Here is a 20,721-nt window from a genome sequence, read left to right as displayed (position 1 = left end):
TGTCACGGCCAGCCAAGGGTGGTGCAGCGACAGCCGGTGGCGCGGAGAAGGGCGTGGCGCGCGTGCCATGGTTGGACCGCCAGGACGGGCTTGGCAACAGGCCCGGCGCAGGGCCACGCCGGCCGCTGCGGGCCGGATGTCATTGTGGGTGGAACAGTGCGGATCGCGGGCACACGCAGTGCAGGCCCGCCAGAACGTCAGCCGCTGGCCTTTTCCATCGTGCACAGCAGCGGATGCTGGTTCATGCGCGAGAACTCGTTGACCTGGGCCACCTTGGATTCGGCGACCTCGCGGGTGAACACCCCGCACACGCCGCGGCCGCGGGTATGCACGTGGAGCATCACCTGGGTGGCCTGGTCCAGATCCATCGAGAAGAAATGCTGCAGGACCGTCACCACGAAATCCATCGGGGTGTAGTCGTCGTTCAACAGCATCACCTGGTACATCGGCGGCGGCGCGACCTCAGGGCGTGCAGGCTCAAGCAGCACGCCATGGTCGTGATGAGTTTCGTGGGAAGTCTCGCGGGGCATCCCCACATTATAGGGCTCCAGCCCCCGGATTGGACGTTGCCCCCTGCCGCCCTTCACAATCTGCACTCTCCAACCAGACCTTCACAGGGATTTCATGAAAAGGATTGCTGCCGCACTGCTGCTGGCCGTGACTGCCACCGGCGCCCATGCGGCCGAGCCGGACAAGGCGGTCGGGCGTGCCCTGGACACGCTGAAGTACACCTACGAGGTGGACGAAGACGGCGACTACAAGATGGTCTTCGACATGGATGATGGCCGCAGCCAGCTGGCCTTCGTGCGCTCCACCGTCGAGGAATTCGGCAAGCACAAGATCCGTGAGATCTGGTCGCCGGCCTACAATTCGCCGGGCAAGCAGTTCCCCGCCGCCGTCGCCAACCGCCTGCTCGAAGACTCGCAGGATGCCAAGATGGGTGCGTGGGTGAAGCAGGACCAGCTGGCGATGTTCGTGGTCAAGGTCGATGCCACCGCCACCCCGGAACAGCTCAGCGACGCCATCGATGCGGCCGTCCGCACCGCCGATGCGATGGAGCTCGAACTGACCGAGCAGGACGAATACTGAGGTGAATGCCGTGCAGGAACCGCGCTGGACGCCCCATGTCACCGTGGCCACCGTGGTGGTGCGTGATGGGCGTCTGTTGCTGGTCGAGGAGGCGATCGACGGGCGCCAGGTGCTGAACCAGCCCGCTGGGCACCTGGAGCCGGACGAATCGCTGGCGGCCGCCGCCGTACGCGAAACGCTGGAAGAGACCGGCTGGACGGTGCGCCTGAGCGCCTTCATCGGTACCTACCAGTGGACCGCCCCGGATGGCACGCCGTTCCTGCGCTTTGCCTACGCGGCCGAACCGGTGTCGCACGATCCCGGCCGGCCGCTGGACGACGGCATCCTGCGCGCGCTCTGGCTGACCCCGGCCGAGCTGAAGGCCGATCCCGGCCGCCTGCGCAGCCCGCTGGTCTGGCAGGTGGTCGCCGATTACCTGGCAGGCCAGCGCCACCCGCTCTGCATCGTCAAGGAGGCTGCATGAGCACCCCGCGCATCATGGTGGGCGTCTCCGGCGGCGTGGACTCCTCCGTCGCGGCCTGGCGGCTGGTCCAGCAGGGCGAGCCCGTAGCCGGGCTGTTCATGCAGAACTGGGCCGATGACGGCAGCGGCGATTGCCGCGCCGAAGATGACCGCCGCGATGCCGTGGCCGTCTGCGGCCTGCTCGGCATCCCGTTCCACTTCCGCGATTTCTCCAGCGAGTACTGGCAAGGGGTGTTCGAGCACTTCCTGGCCGAGTACGCCGCCGGCCGCACGCCCAATCCGGACGTGCTGTGCAACCGCGAAGTGAAGTTCAAGCATTTCCTCGATGCCGCGCGTGAGCTCGGCGCCGAGCGCATCGCGACCGGGCATTACGCCCGCATCGCGCAGGCCGGCGGCCGCTGGGCACTGCTGCGCGGTGCCGACCGCAGCAAGGATCAGAGCTACTTCCTGCACCAGCTGGGCCAGCAACAGCTGGCCGCCACGCTGTTCCCGATCGGCGATCTGCAGAAGAACGACCTGCGCCGGATCGCCCGCGACGCGCGCCTGCCGACCCACGCCAAGAAGGATTCCACCGGGATCTGCTTCATCGGCGAACGCGACTTCCGCGAGTTCCTCGGCCGCTATCTGCCGGCGAAAACGGGCGAGATCCGCGATCCGGATGGCGCCCTGATCGCCGAACATCCCGGCGTGTTCTATTTCACGCTCGGCCAGCGCGAGGGCCTGAACATCGGCGGCGTGCGAGGCCGGCCGGCGGCGCCGTGGTACGTGGTCGGCAAGGATGTCGCCAGCAACGTGCTCTACGTGGACCAGGACCGCGAGAGCCCGTGGCTGCAGTCCACCCGGCTGCACTCCGAGGCCGCCCACTGGATCGCCGGCGCCCCGCCCGCGCGCCGGTTCGAGTGCACCGCCCAGACCCGCTACCGTCAGCCCGACGAGCCGTGCACCGTCACGGTGCGCGACGATGGCACCCTGGAGGTGCGCTTCGCCCGCCCGCAGCGTGCCGTCACCCCCGGTCAATCGTTGGTGTTGTATGACGATGAGGTCTGCCTCGGCGGCGCCGTCATCGCCGCCACCGATGCCCCCCTGGAACAGCGCCTTCGCGCCACCCCTTCTCCTTTCGAGGTATCTGCTGCATGAGTTTTTCCGTCGACGACCGCGTTCTTGCTCTGGCCGGCATCGCCCAGGCCCTGCAGCAGGTCCGCCGCATCGCCGAAACCGGCCACTCCGAAGCCGCCGTGGTCCGCACCGCGGTGGAGAGCGTGTTCCGCATTGACGCGGCCAGCCCGCAGGAGATCTACGGCAGTGCCAGCAATGTCGCCCCCGGGCTGCGCCTGCTGCACAACTACCTGAGCAGCCAGGGGCAGGACGAGCACCTGCCTCGCCTGGCCTTGTCCGTGCTGCAGCTGGAGCGCCGGTTCGTGCGTGAGAACGAGATCGTGGCCAAGGTCAGCACCGGCATCGAGCGCGCCCAGGCCCAGGCCAGCGAACTCGGCGACAGCGCCCACCCGGATGTGCTCGCCGCGCTGGGCGGCCTGTACGCAGACACCATCAGCAACCTCAAGCCGCGCGTGATGGTCCAGGGCAATCCGCACTACCTCGGCCAGGCCGGCGTGGTCGCCGAGATCCGCGCCCTGCTGCTGGCGGCGGTCCGCTCGGCGGTGCTGTGGCGCCAGACCGGCGGCCAGTACTGGGATTTCCTGTTCTCCCGCAAAACAATGCTCGAAGCGGTCGCGCGCCAGCTCCGCTGAGCCGCCGTGGAGGGGCCGCCGACGGGATCGGCGGCCCAGCGTTGTGCCCCTTGGATCGAGGCAAGTGCGTATCGACGGGCGGAAAAATCATGAGGACGGCTAAAGCAAACCGGGGTACGGCCGATACAGCATCCGTGCACCTCCCCGAGAACGTCCATGTACTCACGCCTCTTCATTCGTCTGGCCGCCCCCCTGGTCCTGACCCTTCTGCTTCCCTTTGCCATCGGCTTCGAGTGGCCCGCCGCCCTGCGTTGGGCGATCCTGAGCACGATGACGCTCAGCTGGCTCGGGTTTGCCTGGTGGAGCGCCCGCGCCCAGACCCAGCGTTCGCCTGAGCAGGCCCGCATCCTGCGCGAGCAGGACCAGTTGCTGACCGAGCTGCGCTCGTTTGTCGGCAACGAAATCGAGGGCTCGCGTGGCGAAGTCGAACGTGCCCGCGATCTGATCCGTCATGCGGTCGGTGGCCTGGGCAGCAGCTTCGATGCCATGAACCGCAAGTCGCGCCAGCAGAGCCAGGCTCTGGCCCGCATCGTCGACCGCGCCGGTGACGAAGGTGGCGCCGGCGTCGACGTGGCCCGTTTCGCCCAGCATGCCAGCCACCGCATGGAGCAGCTGGTCGAGGCGCTGGAGCAGGTCAGCGGCCAGAGCAGCACCACCGTGCAGCACATCGACCAGATGGCGCAGCACCTGGATGGCATCTTCGCGCTGCTGGAAGACGTCAAGTCGATCGCCGACCAGACCAACCTGCTGGCCCTGAACGCTGCCATCGAGGCCGCGCGTGCCGGTGAAGCCGGCCGCGGTTTCGCGGTGGTCGCCGATGAAGTCCGCAATCTGTCCGAGCGCTCCACCACCTTCAACGAGCAGATCCGCAAGCTGGCCCACAGCTCCAAGGACGCCATCGCCAAGGTGCGCGAGACCGTCTCGCATATGGCCTCCCGCGATATGGACCGCTCCCGCGAAGCGCGCCATGAAGCGGCGCAGATGCTGGACAACGTGGCCCAGATCAACGCATCGCTGGGTGACGGCATGCGCGAGATCTCCGAGTGCGGTCGCGCCATCGACAGCAGCGTCGCCGAAGCCGTGCGTGCCCTGCAGTTCGAGGACATTGCCACCCAGGCCCTGGGCGGCGTGCACACCCACCTGGATCGCCTGACCGCGATCAACCGCGAAGCGGTGGCCCTGCAGGAACTGCTGCACCGCAGTGGCGGCGTGTTCGACGAAGAAGTCGTGACCGCCCTGCAGCGCACCGGCACCCGCCTGCGCGACATGCGCACCGAGTGGGAGCGCCCGCCGCACAAGGCCGTTGCCCAGCAGAGCATGGCGGCCGGCGCGGTCGAGCTGTTCTGATCCAGCGGTACCGTGCCCCTCCCGGCACACCCTGCGGCCCCGGTTTACCCCGGGGCCGTTGTGCTTGTACTACCCGCCTTGGCTGCAGATGATTACCTGATGTTGAACGCGTCCATGCTGTCCGTTGCATCTGTTGTCCCCGCCGAGCTGGAGCCGGCGGTGCCGGGCAGTGACGCCGTCACGCTCGCTGCCGAACCTGCCACTGCGGCAACGCCACTGCAGGGCCGCGCCCTGATCGCCCGGCTGGAGCAGCTTGCCCAGCAGGAGCTGGCGCAGCTGGCCAAGCGACCCTCGCCCGCCCTTGCCGCACTGCCACCCGCCATCGACCCTGCCCTCGCCGGCCTGGCCTGGGATCTGGGCTTGAGCGGTGATGATCTTGGTGCTGCTGCGCGCTGAAGGCGCGGCATCCGCCACGCCCCCCGATCAGCCTGTATCGACGCAGTTGCCGGCGCACAATTGCTCCGTCGCGGATCCGCGAAAGGCATTCAACATGGATATCCTCCCGCCTTGCCTGGCGTGAGCCTGCCGATGCGCGACTACTACCGGATCGAATGCTGCACAGCCGAACGTAAACGTACGCTCGGCTATTGCTGCCTGCCCATCCCGTTGTGAGACACGCTGGTGGCGAGGATCGACTGCAAGGCCCGCCGCGGCGAGGGTCGATTGCAGGTGGGCGCTCCACCGCTTTGCCGCGTTCAATGGATGTGAGGCTGGCGACGCCGTTGGCACCCCCGCCTGACGCACCGTGTCAGGTCAGGCGGGCAGCCCCGCACAGGGCGACGTCGGCCGCCCTCAAACGCTTTGCGTCACCGCCGCATAACTCTCGCGTGGCGGCGTCTGGGTGCCCAGCTTCAACCACTGCGCCAGATCACGCGGCGCCAGCGGCCGCGAGTACAGGTAACCCTGGATCTCATCGCAGCCCTGGCGGCGCAGCATCGCCTCTTCCTGCTCGGTCTCCACACCTTCGGCCACGACCTTCATGCCCAGCGCGTGGCCCAGGTGCACGATCGCCTGGGTTACTTCGGCGGTGCCGGCATCGTGCAGCATGCCCTGCACGAAGCTGCGGTCGATCTTGAGGCGGCCGACCGGGAAGCGGTTGAGATAATGCAGGTTCGAGAAACCGGTGCCGAAATCGTCCACGGCCAGCGGCACGCCGTGCCGTTCCAGCACATCGAAGCAATGACGCAGCACCTCGGTGTCACGGATCAGTGCGGACTCGGTCAGCTCCAGCTCGAGGCGCTGCGGCGGCCAGCCGTGGGCGTGGCAGATGTCGATCACGCGCTCGGCAAAACCGCGGTCGCGCAGCTGCACGGCTGAAACGTTCACCGCCACGCGATCGAACTGCAGGCCGGCAGCATCCCACGCGGCGGCTTGGCGGCAGGCTTCGGCCAGCACCCAGTCACCAATCCGGACGATCTCGCCGCACTTTTCGGCAATCGGGATGAACTCGGCCGGGCTGCAGTAGCCGATGCCGGGGCGATGCCAGCGCAGCAGCGCTTCGATCGCCGGGGGCTGGTCGTTCTCGGCATGCATCAGGGGCTGGTAGGCCAGGGTGAACTCTTCGCGTTCGATCGCGCCAAGCAGCGCGTGCTCGATCTCCAGCTTGCGCTGGATCTTGGCCAGCGCGTCCTGACTGTAATACTGGTACGTGTTGCGCCCGGCTTCCTTGGCCGCGTACATCGCCGCATCGGCAGCGCGCAGCAGCGATTCGAAATCCTGGCGGCTGTCGTCGAGCATCGCGATGCCGACGCTGGCGCCGACCTTCAGCGTGCTCTCGCCGCGGTGCAGTGGTTCGGCCAGCGAGGCGATCAGCTTGCGTGCCACATGCCCGGCATCTTCCGGGGCGGCCAGGTCGCGCAGCACCACGATGAACTCGTCGCCGCTGAAACGGCCGAACAGGTCGTTGTTGCGCAGGCTCTGGTGCAGGCGCGAGGCGGCCGCCTTGAGCAGCGCATCGCCGGTGGCGTGGCCGAAGGTGTCGTTGATGGTCTTGAAGCCATCCAGATCGATGAACAGCATCGCCAGCGGGCTACCACGATCGCGCGCCACCTCGATGGCGTCGGCGGTCTGCTCGCGCAGCAGCATCCGGTTCGGCAGGCCGGTGAGCAGGTCGTAATGCGCCAGCAGCTCGATGCGCTCGTTGGCTTCGCGCTCGCGGGTGATGTCACGGAACAGCACCACGAAGCGGGTCGGCAGGCCGTCGCGGCGGTCCAGTTCGATCAGCACCTGCACCCAGATGCGCAGCCCGGACTGCCGGTAGAAACAAAGATCCAGCTGCTCGGGCAGCCCGCCTTCTGCGATCCGCAGCAGCGCGGCCTCGAAGGCGTCGCGCGAGTCCTGGGTGTACAGGCTCAGTGCCTGGTCCAGGCTGATCGGCTCCTTGCGCAGGCCGTGGATGCGGTAGCACTCCTCGGTCCACTGCATGTGGCGGGTGCCCACCTCGATCTCGCAGCCGCCGATGCGGCCCAGCGCGGAGACGCGGTTGAGCAGCTCGGTGCGCCAACGGATCAGCGCATCGGTCTGGTGTTGTTCGGTGATGTTCTGGACCTGGCCGAGCAGGCGCTGGATCCGCCCGTCCGGCCCGATCAACGGCTGCATCCACACGCGCAGGTGCAGCGCGCCGCCGTTGTCACGGATCAGCTCCAGCTCCAGCGTGGTGGCCGCGCCATCGCGCCACATCCGGCGCCAGGCGCCACGCAGCCGGCCGCGGGAGTGCGGCTCCAGCTGACGCAGCCAGTGGCGGCGGCCGTGCAGCGGTGCGTCACCGGTCTCCAGCAGCGCCCGGAACTCGGGCGACCACCAGAACTGGCGCGCCTCCGGATCCCACGACCAACTGCCCATGCTGGCGATCCGCTGGGCTTCGCGCAGGTGCACCTGCTGCTCGCGCAGCTGGGCTTCCATCTGCTTCTGGGCCTGGATGTCGGTATGGGTGCCGACCATGCGCAGCGGCTGGCCGTCGGCCGTGCGGGTGACCACGCGGCCGCGATCCAGCACCCAGCGCCACTCCCCGTTGGGGTGGCGGGCACGGAACTGGGTGGTATACGCCTCGCTCTCGCCGCGCAGGTGGGCATCCATCGCCATGCGCACCGCTGGCTGATCGTCCGGGTGGACGTTCTCCAGCAGCGCGCTGACACCTTCGGCGTGACTGTGTGACTCCTCGATGGGCTGGCCGTCCCAGCGCCGAGAGCGGCGCACGCTGTCACTGGGCAGATCCCAATCCCACAGCCCATGCCCGGCATGATCCAGGGCCACTTCCCAGCGGCTGCCCGCGTAGGCGGCGACCGGCTCGGGCACGCTCAGGGTGAAGGCAAGCAGGTGCCCATCCGGATCGTGCACGGCGCGCATCCAGCCATCGAAACGCCCACCGCGCCCGCCGGGAAGCTGGCAGGGCACCAGCCCGCCATCTGCGGCGAGCAGGCGCAGGTCTTCCAACACCTCCCCGTAGGCGGCGACCGTTGCAGGCAGGCCATGCTCACGCGCGGCCGGGTTGGCAGCGATCGGGCGACCGGCACGGTCGAGGATCACCAGCGCCGAGGCCAATGGGTGCTGCAGCAGACTCGCGATAATCCCTTGGTCCACGCCCTGTAACTCCGATAACGCACCCGACAACCGGGGAACGCAATCGTTAACGGCGGAGATTGCGGTTTATTGAGTTCCCTGGCGTCCTGCATCCTCGCCCGGGGCAGGTAAGATGACACTCGCCTTGTCCGATTGGCCCCGCCCTGCCCCATGTCGACCCACCTGCCAGGCCCTTCCGAACCCGCTGCCGAGACCCCGCTGGCACGCGATCTGCGCCGGGACCGCTGGCGTGTGGTCGTGGCCTACCTGGTACTGGCCATGGTGTGGATCCTGAGCAGCGACGCGGCGGTCAAGGTGGTGGCCTCGGATCTGCAGACGGCCGCGCAGTGGCAGACCCTCAAGGGCACATTCTTCGTGGTCGCCAGCGCCGCACTGATCTATCTGCTGCTGCGCCCGCTGGCCCAGCACGTGCTGCACACCCACGCGCGGCTGGAGAGTTCGGAAACGCGCCACCGGCAGATGTTCGAAGGCAATCCCGGTCCGATCCTGGTCTACGATCTGGAGTCGCTGGCCATCCTGGACGTCAACCCGGCCGCGGCCAGCTTCTTCGGCTTCAGCCGCGAGGCCTTCACCGCGATGCCGATCACCGCGCTGTGGCCGCCGGGGCACGAGGCCATGCTCGAGGCCAAGCTGGACCACATCCGCGCCAACCCCGAGCAATTGTGCGTGATCACCGCCGACCTGCGCCTGAGTGACGGCAGCGCGCGGCGGATGGAGATGCGCAGCAATTTCATCGATTACGGCGGCCGCCGCGCGCGTCTGTTGATCGCGATCGACCGCACCCGCGAAGACCAGGCCCTGTTGCGCCGCGACCAGGCGCTGGCCCGGGTGGAAGAAGCGCACGAGATGGCGCGCATCGGCGCATGGGAGATCGATCCGGCCACCGGCCTGGGACGGTACGCCAATCAGGTGTATCGCCTGCTCGGGCGGCGCGCGCCCGAAGCCCGGCGCTGGCACCGGTTCGATGAGCTGCTGGTGCCGGCCGATCCGGCCACGGCGGCGCTCAGCGAACAGCTGTTGCAGGAGATGAGCTCCGGCGAGCCCGTGCAGATCGATGTGCTGCTGCCGCTGCTGGCGATGGACGGGCGCGCCCTGATGGTGCACCTGCGCGCCGAGAGCGGCCAGGACGATGCCGGCCGGCCGCGCGTGCTGGGCACCCTGCAGGACGTCACCGAACGCGAGCAGTCGCGGCGCCTGCTGCGTGAGCGCGAAGAACAGTTCCGCGAGCTGGTGCGGGTGCTGCCCGATGGCGTGGTGATCCTGTCCGAGGAGCACGTGCTGTACGCCAATGCCTGCGCGGCCACCCAGTTCGGCTACGGCCACAACACCCTGCTCGGCGAGCCGCTGGCCGCGCTCGTCACCGACGATGACCTGCCCCGGGTGCGGGCGCAGTTGTTCGCCCAGTTGCCCCTGCAGAGCGCGGGGGCTGGCGAAGTGATCGGCATGCGCCGCTTCAACGGCCAGGCGTTCCAGGCCGGCCTGGCCGTTGGCGATGTGCGCTACGGCGGGCGCAACTGCAAATTGTTGATCGTGCGCGACCTCAGCGAGCCCGAGCGCATCCGCGAGGCACTGGAAACCAGCAACCGTGAGCTGCAGGCGATGGCCGGCCGGCTGTTTTCGCTGCAGGAGGACGAGCGCCGCGCGATCTCGCGCGATCTGCACGACGACATCGGCCAGGCGATCACCGCGATGAAGCTGTCTGCCTACGCCGCCCAGGACGAGCAGGACGCCGCCCGCCGCGATGAAGACCTGGCGCAGATCATCCAGCTGGCCGATGCGACCGTCGGCAAGCTGCGCGACATCTCCACCCTGCTGCGCCCACCGCAGCTGGATGCGCTGGGTCTGGAAGCGGCGCTGCGCTGGCAGGCCGGCGTGCTGTTCCGCTCGGCGGCGATCGAACTGCTGCCGGACATCCAGTCCCTGCCCCGGCGCCCGGCCGGCGACATCGAACAGGCGTGCTTCCGCATCGCACAGGAAAGCCTGACCAACGTGCTGCGCCATGCCCGCGCCAGCCAGGTCAACCTGCACCTGCGCGATGTGGACGACCACGGCCTGCACCTGCAGGTGCGCGACGATGGCGAGGGCTTCGACCCGGACGGCCCGCGCGGGCTGGGACTGATCGTGATGCGCGAGCGCGCGCAGAGCGTGGGTGGCACATTGCGCATCGAATCGGCGCACGGCGCCGGTACCCTGATCGACCTTTACCTGCCGTACCGCGCCACCGGCGCGACGGCTCACGACACCCTGGAACACTGAGCTCATGTGGAACCCTTCTCTGCCCCTGGTCAGCATCGAGGACGCCCCGCCCCGCCTGGGCGCCGGCAACCCCGAACTGCAGGCGATGGTGACCGAGGCCGCCTCCGGCGGCACGCCGCTGATGCTGATGCACGTGGATATCGACCACTTCGCTTCGGTCAACGAGAACATGAGCGCCGAGGTCGGCGACCAGGCGCTGGTGCTGGTCGCCCAGCGCCTGCAGCACCACCTGCGCGGGCGCGGCAAGCTGTGGCGCCACGGCAGCGATGAATTCCTGCTGGCGGTGCCGCGTACGGCCGATATGCCACTGCCCGAGGACCTGGCCGAGGAAATCCGCCAGCAACTGGAGCTGCCGCTATCGGTGCTGCCGTACACGCTGTTCATGACCGGCAAGCTGGGCGTGAGCCTGTGCCCGGAGCACGCCACCGGTGTCTCGCGCCTGCTCGACCACGCCGAAGACGCGCTGTACCAGGCCGCCCGCGAAGGCGGCAATGCGGTGCGCATCCACGCCGTGGATACGCCGTCCAGCGCGCACAGCGAGAGCATCATCGCGCGCCAGATTGTCGACGCGATCCCCAATGGCGAGCTCAAGCTGCGTTACCAGCCGCTGGTCAGCGCCCGCGACGGCCACGTGGTCGGCATGGAAGCACTGCTGCGCTGGCAATCGCCCACGCTGGGCATGCTGGTGCCGGAGCGCTTCATGCGCACCGCCGAACGCCTGGGCATCATCGTGCAGATCGGCACGTGGGTGCTGGAAGGCGCCTTGAAGCAGGCCAAGCTGTGGCGCGACCAGGGCTTCGACGATTTCACCATCGCGGTCAACGTCTCCACGCTGCAGCTGCTGCGCCCGAACTTCTTCGCCGAGGTGATGTCGCTGCTGCAGGCCGCCGGCGTGCCGGCGCACATGCTCACGCTGGAGATCAACGAAAGCGCGCTGACCAACAACGTCAACTTCGTCCACGAGACGCTGGTCAACCTGCGCAACGAAGGCATCAGCCTGAGCCTGGACAACTTCGGCACCGGTGATTCCAGCCTCAGCGCGCTGGTCCGCTACCCGGTGGACAAGCTCAAGATCGACCGCAGCTTCATCAAGAGCGCGCCGGCCGGCAACCGCGAGGCCGCTATCGCCCGCGCGATCATCGCCATGGGCCACCAACTGGGCATGACCGTGATCGCCAACGGCGTGGAATCGCAGGCCCAGCTCGGCTTCCTGCGCCGCAACGACTGCGATGTGTTCCAGGGCTATCTGTTCGGTGAGCCGATGTCGGCCGATGCAGCCGGCATGACCCTGCGCCGCCGTTACCTGCGTCCGGAGGCCTTCGCAGAAACCCGTCCGGACCGCACGCTGCTGCTGCTGGACGACGAAGAAAACGTGCTGCGTTCGCTGGTGCGCCTGTTCCGCCGCGACGGTTACCGCATCCTGGCTGCCGGCAACGTGCGCGATGCCTTTGATCTACTGGCCATCAACGACGTGCAGGTGATCCTGTCCGATCAGCGCATGAGCGACATGAGCGGCACCGAGTTCCTGGGCCGGGTGAAGATGCTCTACCCGGATACGATCCGCCTGGTGCTGTCCGGCTACACCGACCTCAACACCGTGACCGACGCGATCAACCGTGGCGCGATCTACCGGTTCCTGACCAAGCCGTGGAACGATGATGAGCTGCGCAAGCACATCCACCAGGCATTCCGCACGCATGAGGAGCAGCGCCGGGCGAACACGGCACCGGCGCCAGCGCTGCCGGCAGTCGACGCGGATTGAGGCTGCCTGAAAGCCCGCGACTGCGGGCCAGCGGCCGGCGCGACCGCTGCCGGCTCAGCGCGGCTGCTTGATCGGCAGCACCAGCCGGAACTTGGAGCCCACGCCCGGCGTGCTCTCCAGATCGATGCGGCCATGGTGCTTGTTGATGATGCTGTAGGAGATCGACAGCCCCAGCCCGGTGCCGCTGCCGACCGGCTTGGTGGTGAAGAACGGATCGAAGATGCGCTGGCGCAGGTCCGGCGAGATGCCGCCGCCGGTGTCTTCGAACTCCACCCAGACCGTGTCGCCGTCCACGCCGGTGCGCACATGGATCGTGCCGCGGTCGGCAATGGCGTGGCCGGCGTTGAGCAGCAGGTTCATGTACACCTGGTTCAACTCCGACGGCAGGCACTCCACCAGCGGCAGCTGGCCGAACTCGCGGTGCAGGGTCACCTTGTATTTGAGCTCGTTCCAGATGATGTTGATCGTGGATTCCAGGCCCGCGTGCAGGTCCACCAGCTTCCACGACTCATCCCGGCCGGAATACGAGAAGTCCTTCAGATCGCGCACGATCCGGGTCACCCGCTCGATGCCCTCGCGTGATTCGGCCATCAGCTGCGGCAGATCACGGCTGATGAAATCGATGTCGAAGCGTTGGCGGATGTCATCGATTTCCGGGATCAACGCCTTCGGATCTGGTGCCCGCAGGGCGCGCTCGTAGGCTTCGATCACGGTGAACAGGCTGCGCAGGTATTCCTGCAGGCTGCCGAGGTTGGAGTGCACATAACCGATCGGGTTGTTGATCTCGTGCGCCACACCAGCGGCGAGCTGACCGATCGAGGCCATCTTCTCCGACTGCAGCAGCTTTTCCTGGGTGCCGTTGAGGCGCAGGTACGCCTGGCGCAGTTCGGCATGTCGCTGCTGCAGCTCGCGCTCGTAATCCTCTTGGCCTTCGATGCGGCGGAACAAGGCCAGATAGTGTCGCTGGCCGCCATCGTCGTGATGGTAGACATGGGCGATGACCATGCGCTCGCCGACCGGCAGGCTGCCGTTCCAGTGGCCGTTGAGGCGCGCCTGTTCCAGCGCATCCGGTGGCAGCAACTGGCGCAGCCATTGCGCTGGGGTCAGTTCGGCATCGCGCTCGGCCTGGCCGAGGATCTCGCTGACGGCGGCATTGGCCAGGGCCACGCTGCCATCCTCGCGGAACAGCAGCACGCCCTCCTTGATCCGTTCAAACAGGGCAAGCAGGACCGGATGCGGGGGCAACGGGGCGGTGACAAGGGCGGAAGTTACGGTCACGGTCACATCGAGGCGGCGGGAAACAGGCGCTCAATATACGCGGTGACGTTCACATCGGCAGCCTGGGGCCGCCAGATGGGGAGATCAGGCGACCGCGAGCGGCCGCCGGGTGTTGAGCGTGTGCGACTGGCCCTTGGCATCGTACGACGCGGCATCTTCGCTGCGGCCGAGCTGGCGCAATGCCCAGTTGACCTCGCGGCGGCGCCGTGAAAGCAGTACACCATTGGCACGGTTGCGCTCTGCCAGTTCCTGCACACGCTCGGCCTGGCCAAGCGGCAGCGCGGCTTCGAGTGCCCGCAACGCCTCCAGCTTGGCGCCGGTCGCGCGGATCAGGGCCTGCACGTCATGCTCGACCAATGCCTGGCGTTCGACGTCCAAGGCATCGCTGAGGCGCTGCAGCGGCTCGCTCATCGCCAGCTTCATCCCTGCAGCTGCTGGTCCAGCTCAAGCATGCGCGAGGCGATCGCGTCGGGATTGATCTTGTAGGTGCCGTTCTGCAGCGAGTCGCGCACGGCCTGGACACGGGCCGCGTCGATCGCCGGAGCCGTGGACAGTTCGCGCTGCATCGCCTGCAGGCTGGTGGCTTCGCCGGTCAGGCGCAGGCTGTCAGCGGCTTCCACCGGGCGGGCCGGGGCATCGGTGCTGACGCTCGGCTTGTTGCCGGGAGCGACGCTGCGCAGATGGGCGGTGGCCTGCAGGTTGCCGTCGATTTTCTGGCTCATGGAGTTGTCCTGGGAATGCGGTTCACAAGGGATAACGGCCGGTCGGGCGCCATCTTTAGGGGAATATTGCAGGTTTTACGGGAAATGTGGCCCGTATTCACAATCGTGTTCAGCGCGTCACTAAAACGTCACCGCTGGCTGCGACGGTGCCTTGCACGATCTTGCGGGACGACAGGTTCTCGACCGAGACCCGCTCATTCTCGCCGGCATCGGCCATGGCGCGCCCGGCCACCCGGACCTCCACCCCGCCCCGCCGCGACACCAGCGCGACACTGTCGCCCCGGCGCACCAGCCGCTGCGCGACCAGGTCATTGGCCGAGATCAGACTGCCAGCACTGAGGGTCCTGCGCGCCACGCGGCCGACGGCGGCGGCCGGATCGGCCAATGCAGCGCCGGCGATCCGGGCCGCATCACGCTGGCCAGTAGTGATATCGGCCGCCGACAGGGTTTCTCCAGCGGCCACGCCCCGATTGAGGATCAGCACGGTCTGGTTGCGACGCACCTTTACCGGCACGAACAGGCGCCAGCCGCCTGCATCCGGGCAGCTGACTTCCACGGTACTGGTGCCGGTCGGCTGGGCCGCCAGCGGCTGACCGCAGGCAGGCAGGCGCAGCGCCGAATCCAGGGTGGTGTCGCCCTCGCTGCCGGCCGGCAAGGTGCCGAGCGCGGCCTGGCGGATGCTATCCACCGGCTGCCAACCACCGGCCGCCCAGGCGGGCGCCGCCAGCAGCAGCGCGGCAAAGACAAGAGATCGCATGGGCACTCCATGGGCAAGGAACATGCGCAGCACGATGCAAGCCCCATGCCGAACCGCCCTCTACGCGGCGCTCAAGTCACCGCGGCTCCCGCCGATACCAAGCCCATGTCTCATGACCTGCTCAACCGCATCGACCAGCGTACGCGCCTGGCCGGCCACAATCGTCTGGCCCTGCTGCTGTTCCGGCTGGGGGGACGTCAGCTTTTTGGCGTGAATGTGTTCAAGGTGCAGGAAGTCCTGCGGCGCCCGGATCTGTTCCAGGTGCCCGGGCTGCCCAGCCAGTTCGCCGGTGTGGCCGATGTGCGTGGCCGCTCGGTGCCGGTGCTGGACCTGGGCCTGGCGATCGGACATCCCGAGCGTGAGCCCGATGCCGACAAGGCGCCGGGCTACCTGGTGGTGACCGAGTTCAACCGCTCCATCCAGGGCTTCCTGGTCAGCGGTGTGGAACGCATCGTCAACATCGCGGTGGAAGACATCCACCCGCCACCGGAACTGGGCGCCGAATCGAGCTACCTGACGGCGGTGACCCGCTTCCAGGGTGAGCTTATCCAGGTGATCGACGTGGAAAGCGTGCTGGCCGACATCGCCGAGATCCGTGGCGAAGCGGTGCTGGACCCCTCCATGGCCTTGCCTCCCGATGCCCCGCCGATGCAGGTGCTGGTGGTGGACGATTCGCGCGTGGCCCGCCAGCAGATCCGCAGCGTGCTGGACCAGCTGGGGGTCGGGGCGACCCTGCTTTCAGACGGCAAGCAGGCGCTGGACCACCTGCTGCAGATCCACGCCTCGGGCGAAAACCCGGCCGAGCGCTACGCCATGGTGATCTCCGATATCGAGATGCCGGCGATGGACGGCTACACCCTGACGACGGAAATCCGGCGTCACCCGGGCCTGGCCGGCCTGTACGTGCTGCTGCACACGTCCTTGTCGGGCGTGTTCAACAACGCGATGGTCGAACGGGTCGGCGCGAACGCCTTCGTGGCCAAGTACTCCCCGCATGAGCTGGCGGACTTCCTGCTGGACCGCCTGCGCAAGGTCGCAATGGCGGCGTAAGGGGCGGCCGGCCCTGGTGTCGGCGCCCTTCCTCCGGTGGGTTGACGGCATCCACGCATGGCGTCGATCTACCCGGCCCTGCGGGTCGGTGGATTTTCCCGGCGTGAATGATGCCGCCGGGCACCGGCTCCTCCCCTCTGGCGCCCCTCTGGCACGCCGCTTGCACTGCCCCAGGCATCGTCCCGTGGGAGTGCGTCATGCCCAATCTGATTTCGAACTATCTGGGTGTCCATGCCCAGGCCATGCCGTTGCGCGAGCAGCGGATGAAGCTGATCGCCAGCAACCTGAGCAATGCCGACACCCCCGGGTACAAGGCCCAGGACCTGGACTTCGATGCCGCCCTGCGCAATGCCCAGGGGCTGGATGGCAACGGCCTGCTGAAGACCACCAGTGAAAAGCACTATGAGATCGGCGGCGGGTTGAACCCGTTCCAGATCGCCAAGGAAGGCGTGCAGCCGAGCATCGACGGCAACACCGTCGACCCGGATGCCGAACGTGCCGCCTACGGCCGCGCCGCGCTGGAGTACCGCGCCTCGCTGAGCTTCGTCGAATCCAAGGTGCGCTCCATGCTCACCGCGATCACGGGGCAATAAGCCATGAGCAATCTGCCCATTTTCGATATCGCCGGTTCCGCGCTGCAGGCGCAGTCCGTGCGCATGAGCACCATCGCCTCCAACCTCTCCAACGCCGACACCGTCGCCGGTTCGGCCGATGCGGTCTACAAGCCGCTGGAGCCGATCTTCCAGTCGGTGACCAGCCGCACCGACCCGAACATCACCACGGTGCAGGTCAAGGAAATCAGCCAGAGCAACGCCGCGCCGATCCAGCGCTACGAGCCGGGCCACCCGCTGGCCGATGCCGATGGCTACATCTACCAGCCCGACGTGGACCCGGTCGCGCAGATGGTCAACCTGATCTCGACCTCGCGCAATTACCAGGCCGGCGTGGAGATGCTGACCACCGCCAAGGAACTGGCGCTGGCCACGCTGACCATGGGTCGCTGACCCTCTTACCGCAGGAATCCTCTCCCATGAGCAGCACCAACGGCGTTGGCCAGAACAGCAGCGACATCTACAGCGCGCTGGGCCTGAACGCGCCCAACAGCGACACCAGCAAGAAAAAGAGCACCCTGGACCAGGCCGATTTCATGCGCCTGATGACCGAGCAGCTGCGTCACCAGGATCCGCTCAAGCCGATGGACAACACCCAGATGGTCGCGCAGATGGCGCAGCTGTCGCAGGTCCAGGGCATCACCGACCTCAACAACACGGTCAAGGGCTTCCAGGATTCGATGTCCAGCGACCAGATCCTGCGCGGCGCGGCCCTGGTCGGCCACGAAGTGCTGGTGCCGTCGGAGAAGCTCGCGCTGGAGAAGGACGGCGATGTCACCGGCATGGTCGCCGCCCCCGGCGCCGGCTTCGTGACGGTGGACATCACCGATGCCAACGGCGTCAAGGTCAACCAGATCAGCGTGGAAGCCAAGGCCTCCGGCGAAGTCACCTTCGACTGGGACGGCAAGGACGCCAACGGCAACCGCATGGCCGAAGGCACCTACACCATCGCCGCCTCGCATACCGATACCGCCGGCACCAAGACCAAGCTCAACACCTACGTGCAGGCCCCGGTGGAGAGCGTCACGGTCGGCACGGACGGCCTGTACCTCAACCTCAAGGGTCTGGGCACGGCCCCGATCGACTACGTGCTCCGCATCAGCTGAGCCGCCTTACCCGCATCCACAGGAGCATCCCATGGGCTTCAACGTCTCGTTGTCCGGCATCAACGCAGCCAATGCCGATCTGAACGTCACGGCGAACAACATCACCAACGTCAACACCACCGGCTTCAAGCAGTCGCGCGCCGAGTTCGCCGATCTGTTCTCGGCCACCAGCTATGGCCTGTCCAAGAACGCGGTCGGCTCGGGCGTGCGCCTGACCAACGTCGCCCAGCAGTTCTCGCAGGGCAACAACGAACAGACCGGGCGCAGCCTGGATATGGCCATTTCCGGCGAGGGCTTCTTCACCCTGACCATGAACGGTGCCCGCGTGTACTCGCGCGCCGGCAACTTCCAGACCGACCAGGCCGGCTACGTGACCAACCCGCAGGGCGCGCGCCTGCAGGTGTTCGCGCCCAATGCCGACGGCACCAACTTCGATGCCGGCCGCCTGACCGATCTGCAGCTGCTGACCACCGACAGCCCGCCCAAACAGACCGGCAAGGTCGATGTCAGCTTCACCCTGCCGGCCAACGCCAAGGAACCGACGGTTGGTACCTTCGACCCGACCGATTCGAACAGCTACAGCCACTCCACCGGCGGCATCACCGTGTACGACTCGCTGGGCGTGAGCCACACCCAGACCTCGTACTTCGTGAAGACCGAAAACCCGAACGAATGGCAGGTCTACAACTACGTGGACGGCAAGGCCGCCGGTACGCCGACGCTGCTGAAGTTCTCCGACAGCGGCGCGCTGACCGAGCCGACCAACGGCCAGATCGTCATGGATCCGTTCACCCCGACCACCGGCGCCGGCGTGCTGTCGATGTCGCTGAACCTCAGCGGCTCCACCCAGTACGGCGAGAAGTTCGCGCTGCGCAACACCCAGCAGGACGGCTACGCGGCCGGCAAGCTCAACGAGATCACCGTCTCCGAGGAAGGCATCGTCTACGCGCGCTACTCCAACGGCGATGACAAGCCGCTGGGCCAGGTCGCACTGACCACCTTCAACAACGCACAGGGCCTGGAAGCCAAGGGCAACAACCTGTGGGTGGAGAGTTTCGCCTCCGGCACCCCGCGTACCGGTTCGCCGGACAGCTCCAACCTGGGCAAGATCCAGGCCGGTTCGCTGGAAGCCTCCACGGTCGACCTGACCGAGCAGCTGGTCAACATGATCACTGCCCAGCGCAACTTCCAGGCCAACTCGCAGATGGTCTCCACGCAGGACCAGATCACCCAGACCATCATCAACCTGCGTTGATGAGCCACTGACCGCAACACGGGATTACACCGATGGACAAGGCACTCTACGTCGCGATGACCGGTGCACGCGCTTCCCTGCAGGCGCAGGGCACGCTCTCGCACAACCTGGCCAACACCGACACCCCCGGCTTCAAGGAGGCGCTCGCCAACACCGAGGCCTTCCCGATCAAGGGGACCGGCTACGCCTCGCGCGTGGATGCCCTGCACGTGGACGCCGGCTTCAACCGGCGCATGGGCGCCCAGCAGATCACCGGCAACCCGCTGGATCTGTCGCTGCAGGCCGGCAACTGGCTGGCCGTGCAGGCACCAGGCGCCAATGCCGGTGAGGCGTATACCCGGGGTGCGGCGCTCTCGATCACGCCCAATGGCCAGCTGGTGACCGCCGGCGGCCATCCGGTGCTGGATGAGAACAGCAATCCGATCGCGATCCCTCCGCACCAGGCGATGGACATCGGCAACGACGGCACGATCTCGATCATTCCGTTGGGCGAAGGCCCGCAGACGATGGCCAACGTTGGTCGCATCCGCGTGGTGCAGGCCGACGACGCACGGCTGGAGCGTGGCCTGGACGGGCTGATGCGCAACACCGATCCGCAGCAGCCGTTCGTGCAGGCCCAGGGCAAGTCGCTGGAAAGCGGCCAGCTGGAAGGCAGCAATGTGGATGCCGCCGGTGCGCTGGTGCAGATGATCCAGCTGCAGCGCCAGTACGAAATGCAGGTGAAGGTGATCAAGCACGGCGACGACAACGCCCGCAGCGCCAACAGCCTGCTGCGCCTGGGCGGCTGACCATCGCCGGTGACGTAATCCCGGCGCGGTTCTGGCACGCGCCATGCATTGCCCTTCGCAAGGGCCGCACCACGCGGCCATCCGCTACAACACAGGAATGACGCCATGAACCAGGCATTGTGGATCGCCAAGACCGGACTGGATGCGCAGCAGACGCGCATGTCGGTGGTTTCCAACAACCTCGCCAACACCAACACCACCGGTTTCAAGCAGGACCGTGCCAGCTTTGAAGATCTGCTGTACCAGCAGGTCCGCCAGCCCGGCGGCGCTTCCTCGGCGCAGACGCAGTTGCCCTCGGGCCTGCAGCTGGGCACCGGTGTGCGCGTGGTCGCCACCTCCAAGAACTTCGAGCAGGGCAGCCAGCAGCAGACCGGCCGCGCGCTGGATGTGATGGTCAACGGCCGCGGCTTCTTTGAAGTGCAGATGCCGGATGGTTCTTCGGCCTATACCCGCGATGGCTCGTTCCAGCGCAACCAGGATGGCGAGCTGGTCACCAACAGCGGCTACCCGGTGCAGCCGGGCATCCAGATTCCGGAAGGCGCGCAGTCGCTCACCATCGGCACCGACGGCACCATCAGCGTGAAGATGGCCGACGACGCCGCCTCGGTGGAAATCGGCGCGCTGACCCTGACCGACTTCGTCAATCCGGCGGGCCTGCAGGCCCGCGGTGAAAACCTGTTCCTGGAAACCACCGCCTCCGGCCCGGCGCAGAACGGCAACCCCGGCCTCAACGGCCTGGGCACCGTGGTGCAGGGTGCGCTGGAAGGCAGCAACGTCAACGTGGTGGAAGAACTGGTCTCGATGATCGAAACCCAGCGCGCGTACGAAATGAACGCCAAGGCGATCTCCACCACCGACGCGATGCTCGGCTACCTCAACCAGAACGTCTGATCGGTCGATCCGGAAACCTG

21 protein-coding genes are annotated in these 20,721 nt (G+C 67.2%); 15 read left to right on the top strand and 6 right to left on the bottom strand.

Features of this window, described 5'->3' with window-relative positions; translation table 11 throughout:
- Positions 1-197 precede the first annotated feature (197 nt).
- The gene (gene clpS, locus QMX81_RS05740; protein WP_121036775.1) at positions 198-530 is read right to left on the bottom strand and encodes an ATP-dependent Clp protease adapter ClpS; all 333 of its coding nucleotides are present in this window, start codon (positions 528-530) and stop codon (positions 198-200) included.
- Positions 531-624: 94 nt separating this feature from the next.
- On the opposite strand from clpS, the gene QMX81_RS05735 reads away from it, so the two are divergent.
- The 6 genes from QMX81_RS05735 to QMX81_RS05710 all read left to right on the top strand — a co-directional run bounded on the left by QMX81_RS05735 (position 625) and on the right by QMX81_RS05710 (position 5,042).
- Positions 625-1,089 carry a YbjN domain-containing protein gene (locus tag QMX81_RS05735; RefSeq protein ID WP_121036774.1) on the top strand — a complete coding sequence of 155 codons (465 nt, stop codon included), beginning with the start codon at positions 625-627 and terminating at the stop codon, positions 1,087-1,089.
- A 1-nt stretch (position 1,090) separates the two neighbouring features.
- Positions 1,091-1,552 carry an NUDIX hydrolase gene (locus QMX81_RS05730; RefSeq protein ID WP_152150796.1) on the top strand — a complete coding sequence of 154 codons (462 nt, stop codon included), beginning with the start codon at positions 1,091-1,093 and terminating at the stop codon, positions 1,550-1,552.
- Complete coding sequence (mnmA, locus tag QMX81_RS05725) at positions 1,549-2,688, top strand: tRNA 2-thiouridine(34) synthase MnmA (RefSeq protein ID WP_121036772.1); 1,140 nt, start codon at positions 1,549-1,551, stop codon at positions 2,686-2,688. The genes QMX81_RS05730 and mnmA overlap by 4 nt, the downstream gene beginning before the upstream one ends.
- Positions 2,685-3,299 carry a high frequency lysogenization protein HflD gene (hflD, locus tag QMX81_RS05720; RefSeq protein ID WP_152150794.1) on the top strand — a complete coding sequence of 205 codons (615 nt, stop codon included), beginning with the start codon at positions 2,685-2,687 and terminating at the stop codon, positions 3,297-3,299. Before mnmA ends, hflD begins: the two co-directional genes overlap by 4 nt.
- A gap of 156 nt (positions 3,300-3,455) precedes the next feature.
- On the top strand, positions 3,456-4,646 hold the full coding sequence (locus QMX81_RS05715) for a methyl-accepting chemotaxis protein (RefSeq protein ID WP_121036770.1): 1,191 nt from the start codon (positions 3,456-3,458) through the stop codon (positions 4,644-4,646).
- A gap of 99 nt (positions 4,647-4,745) precedes the next feature.
- Positions 4,746-5,042 carry a hypothetical protein gene (locus QMX81_RS05710; protein WP_282259496.1) on the top strand — a complete coding sequence of 99 codons (297 nt, stop codon included), beginning with the start codon at positions 4,746-4,748 and terminating at the stop codon, positions 5,040-5,042.
- 396 nt (positions 5,043-5,438) lie between these two features.
- On the opposite strand, the gene QMX81_RS05705 is transcribed toward QMX81_RS05710, so the two are convergent.
- A complete protein-coding gene (locus QMX81_RS05705) occupies positions 5,439-8,225 on the bottom strand; it encodes a bifunctional diguanylate cyclase/phosphodiesterase (RefSeq protein WP_282259494.1) in 2,787 nt (928 codons plus the stop codon).
- Between the two features lie 150 nt (positions 8,226-8,375).
- Between QMX81_RS05705 and QMX81_RS05700 the strand changes: the two genes are divergently transcribed.
- Complete coding sequence (locus QMX81_RS05700) at positions 8,376-10,481, top strand: PAS domain-containing sensor histidine kinase (protein WP_282259492.1); 2,106 nt, start codon at positions 8,376-8,378, stop codon at positions 10,479-10,481.
- 4 nt (positions 10,482-10,485) lie between these two features.
- Positions 10,486-12,243, top strand: coding sequence for an EAL domain-containing protein (locus tag QMX81_RS05695; protein ID WP_121036766.1), 1,758 nt, complete (start codon positions 10,486-10,488; stop codon positions 12,241-12,243).
- A 54-nt stretch (positions 12,244-12,297) separates the two neighbouring features.
- On the opposite strand, the gene QMX81_RS05690 is transcribed toward QMX81_RS05695, so the two are convergent.
- The 4 genes from QMX81_RS05690 to flgA form a co-directional block, all read right to left on the bottom strand.
- A complete protein-coding gene (locus QMX81_RS05690; RefSeq protein WP_121041042.1) occupies positions 12,298-13,521 on the bottom strand; it encodes an ATP-binding protein in 1,224 nt (407 codons plus the stop codon).
- An 84-nt stretch (positions 13,522-13,605) separates the two neighbouring features.
- Positions 13,606-13,938 (bottom strand): flagellar protein FlgN, encoded by a 333-nt coding sequence (locus QMX81_RS05685; protein WP_183073736.1) that lies wholly within the window; start codon positions 13,936-13,938, stop codon positions 13,606-13,608.
- Between the two features lie 2 nt (positions 13,939-13,940).
- Positions 13,941-14,243, bottom strand: a complete 303-nt coding sequence (gene flgM / locus QMX81_RS05680) for a flagellar biosynthesis anti-sigma factor FlgM (protein WP_088435084.1) — start codon at positions 14,241-14,243, stop codon at positions 13,941-13,943.
- A 109-nt stretch (positions 14,244-14,352) separates the two neighbouring features.
- Entirely contained in the window at positions 14,353-15,000 is a 648-nt protein-coding gene (gene flgA / locus QMX81_RS05675) for a flagellar basal body P-ring formation chaperone FlgA (RefSeq protein ID WP_121036764.1), read from the bottom strand.
- A 105-nt stretch (positions 15,001-15,105) separates the two neighbouring features.
- Here flgA and QMX81_RS05670 point away from each other — a divergent pair, with 105 nt between their 5' ends.
- From QMX81_RS05670 to flgG, 7 genes are all read left to right on the top strand, one after another.
- Entirely contained in the window at positions 15,106-16,050 is a 945-nt protein-coding gene (locus QMX81_RS05670; RefSeq protein ID WP_070471614.1) for a chemotaxis protein, read from the top strand.
- Positions 16,051-16,247: 197 nt separating this feature from the next.
- Positions 16,248-16,643 (top strand): flagellar basal body rod protein FlgB, encoded by a 396-nt coding sequence (flgB, locus tag QMX81_RS05665; RefSeq protein ID WP_152150781.1) that lies wholly within the window; start codon positions 16,248-16,250, stop codon positions 16,641-16,643.
- Between the two features lie 3 nt (positions 16,644-16,646).
- A complete protein-coding gene (gene flgC, locus QMX81_RS05660) occupies positions 16,647-17,054 on the top strand; it encodes a flagellar basal body rod protein FlgC (protein ID WP_088435081.1) in 408 nt (135 codons plus the stop codon).
- Positions 17,055-17,080: 26 nt separating this feature from the next.
- Positions 17,081-17,767, top strand: coding sequence for a flagellar hook capping FlgD N-terminal domain-containing protein (locus tag QMX81_RS05655; protein WP_121036762.1), 687 nt, complete (start codon positions 17,081-17,083; stop codon positions 17,765-17,767).
- A gap of 31 nt (positions 17,768-17,798) precedes the next feature.
- Complete coding sequence (gene flgE, locus QMX81_RS05650; protein WP_282259481.1) at positions 17,799-19,022, top strand: flagellar hook protein FlgE; 1,224 nt, start codon at positions 17,799-17,801, stop codon at positions 19,020-19,022.
- Positions 19,023-19,054: 32 nt separating this feature from the next.
- Positions 19,055-19,810, top strand: a complete 756-nt coding sequence (locus QMX81_RS05645; protein ID WP_121036760.1) for a flagellar basal body rod protein FlgF — start codon at positions 19,055-19,057, stop codon at positions 19,808-19,810.
- A gap of 105 nt (positions 19,811-19,915) precedes the next feature.
- Positions 19,916-20,701 (top strand): flagellar basal-body rod protein FlgG, encoded by a 786-nt coding sequence (gene flgG, locus QMX81_RS05640; protein WP_102788470.1) that lies wholly within the window; start codon positions 19,916-19,918, stop codon positions 20,699-20,701.
- The last annotated feature ends 20 nt before the right edge of the window (positions 20,702-20,721 follow it).

Origin of the sequence: Stenotrophomonas sp. PS02301, assembly GCF_029959485.1 — a bacterium.
In the GTDB taxonomy this organism is placed as follows: domain Bacteria; phylum Pseudomonadota; class Gammaproteobacteria; order Xanthomonadales; family Xanthomonadaceae; genus Stenotrophomonas; species Stenotrophomonas maltophilia_Z.
This window is presented reverse-complemented; position numbering and strand designations above follow the sequence as displayed.